The 2,524-nt window shown below is 42.4% G+C and carries 3 protein-coding genes; all 3 read left to right on the plus strand.

Annotated elements, in window-relative coordinates:
- The first annotated feature begins 155 nt into the window (after positions 1–155).
- Positions 156–695, plus strand: a complete 540-nt coding sequence (locus tag VB740_RS17845) for a tetratricopeptide repeat protein (protein WP_323201294.1) — start codon at positions 156–158, stop codon at positions 693–695.
- A gap of 106 nt (positions 696–801) precedes the next feature.
- Entirely contained in the window at positions 802–1,683 is an 882-nt protein-coding gene (locus VB740_RS17850; RefSeq protein ID WP_323201295.1) for a DUF3153 domain-containing protein, read from the plus strand.
- A gap of 160 nt (positions 1,684–1,843) precedes the next feature.
- Positions 1,844–2,461, plus strand: a complete 618-nt coding sequence (locus VB740_RS17855) for an FMN-dependent NADH-azoreductase (protein ID WP_323201296.1) — start codon at positions 1,844–1,846, stop codon at positions 2,459–2,461.
- Positions 2,462–2,524 lie beyond the last annotated feature (63 nt).

A 2,524-nucleotide genomic window follows, 5' to 3' on the forward strand; every position in this document is an offset into this window, starting at 1 on the left:
GTTTCGGGGAGAGGTTTGGAGAGGGGTTCTTCAGAATCTATCGAACTCAGGTTTAGCTGAATCAATTTCAGATTGTCAGCTTTTGAAAAGATTCCAAAAAGATTGCTGACATTGGCAAAATTAAAATAGTGCTAGTGCCAATTTTTGTATAAGCCGTGAGTGTAGAAAGTTTAGAAATTGCTAAAACCCGCTACCAGGCTGGGAAAATTGCCTTTGAAAATGGGCAATACCGCGAAGCCATAGAAAATTTGGAAAAGGCTAGCGCCCTGTTAGCTCGTAATTCTCGCCTTGCGGGCGAAGTAGAAATTTATCTGGTGACAGCTTATGAAGCTGCTGGACGTACCGATGATGCGATCGCTCTTTGCGAAAGACTCAAACGCCATGCCCATTTTGAAATTGGCAAACAAGCGCGACGGATGCTTTACATCTTAAAAGCACCAAAGCTGAAAAGACCCAGTGAGTGGATGACCCAAATCCCCGATTTGGGCGCACTACCCGATAATGAACTCAAAATTTCGATTCCTGCTAAATCTAATTCTTCTGTGCAGCAGAAGCCTAAACCTACAGAGCCAGAATTCGTTGACCTCAGTCAGGTCAATACCAGAGATAATCGCTTTATCTGGGTGGCGCTAATTGCCATTGGTTTAACCATCTCGTACTTAGTTTGGTTTAATTTTTCAGGAACCCCCGGCTGATACCAATTTTGGATTTTGTTTACCAAAACGGTGTTCCAGGAATCTTAAACAATACTAAGAAGTCAAGATTGGTTAAAACGTTTGACTTTTGGGGAGACTTATAGTTATGAATTCTTCAAGTTTAGGAAAGATTTTCTTGTGGTTAATCAGACCATTTAGTTTTGTGTTGAAACTGAATGGTCGAAATCGAGTGAACCGCGTTTTTCCCATGCGAAATACTATTCTGTGGCTAGTCGTGTTAACATCCCTGCTACTGACTGGCTGTGTTAAGTACGATGTGGGGCTTAACTTTGACAACTCAAATAGTGGCGAATTCGTACAGCATATTAAGTTGGGAGAGCGGCTAACTAGTTTTAGTGGCGATTCTGTGTACGAATGGTTGAACAGCATAGAACGCCGCGCCCGTAAACTAGAAGGGAAAACGCAGCGAGTTTCCCAAGAAGAAATCATCGTCACAATTCCTTTTAGTAGTGGTACGGAATTACAAGAGAAGTTCAACGAATTTTTTAACTCTCATGCGAACCAACCCTCTGAGCCTGTGCAGAGCAAATCTGGCTCAGAACTACCGAAAATTGAATCAAACGTCCTCTTGGAACAAAGCAATTTTTTACTTTTAGTCCGAAATCGGTTGATTTATGATTTGGATTTGCGATCGCTGTCTCTAATTGCTAGCAAAGGTAACGTTCTGACTAATGCTGGTTCAATTCTCGATTTGGAATTTAGCTTGAAGACTCCTTGGGGAGCCAAAAATATTCAACTAACTGAAACTGCGATAGAGCCAGAAAAAAACGGTAATCGATTAGTGTGGAAACTCCAGCCTGGTGAGTTAAACCACATAGAAGCTATTTTCTGGCTTCCCAGTCCCCTTGGTATTGGTGCGTTGTTAATTATCCTGTTTGTCTCAGGAGGATTGTACTTGAGATACAATTTCATGCCAGATCCTAGAATCCAGTTTCCTCCCAAAGTAGCAGCTATTCAGGAACAGTAGACTATTCATTTGTTCAATATGGTCAGTGAAGCCGATGGAGAATGACATCGGCTTTTTTACATGGAAGAACTTTCGGTATGGATGGAATAGTCTTGAAGCTTACCTTACAATATTTTTGAACAACACCCCTAAAAATACTTAGTTAATCAGGAGATATTTGGTGGTAAACATTCTACATATTGATTCCAGCCCTCGTGGTGAACGATCGCACTCAAGAGAATTATCTAAGGAATTTGTCAGTAGTTGGAAAGCAGCGCATCCTGAAGACGCGATCGCCTATCGAGATTTAGGGCATTACCCAGTTCCTCACGTTGATGAAGCTTGGATTGCAGCTGCATTTTCACCACCAGAAACCCATACTCCAGAATTAACTGAGGCACTTAGGATTTCTAACGAACTGGTTGATGAGTTTTTAGCAGCCGATCGCTACGTCTTTGGAGTGCCAATGTACAACTTCAATATACCTTCCACTTTTAAGGCTTACATCGACCAAATCGTTCGCATTAACCGGACTGTTGCAATAGAAGCTCAGGGTTTTAGAGGGTTAGTCGAGGGTAAAAAGGCAGTTATCATCACAGCTCGCGGTGGTGACTTTAGCCCAACATCTCCTGCATCTGCATACGACTTCCAAGAACCCTACCTGCGGACGATTTTCGGTTTTATTGGGATTACAGACATTCAATTTATTAACGCTAACAGCTTGAACGAGGGAGATGCCCGTACCCAATCTCTATCAGAAGCACGGGCAGCAATTCAAGATGCGATCGCCCAGTGGTAATTTGGGGATGGGGAAAGGGAAAGGGGTAAGGGGAAAGGTTAAATTTATCCCTTTACCCTTTAC

This window comes from Nostoc sp. UHCC 0251 (assembly GCF_034932245.1).
GTDB lineage: Bacteria > Cyanobacteriota > Cyanobacteriia > Cyanobacteriales > Nostocaceae > Nostoc.

What these genes read in the sequence shown, in the direction of transcription:
- VB740_RS17850 (WP_323201295.1), top strand. Translation starts at nt 802, where the DNA reads ATGAATTCTTCAAGTTTAGGAAAGATTTTCTTGTGGTTAATCAGACCA.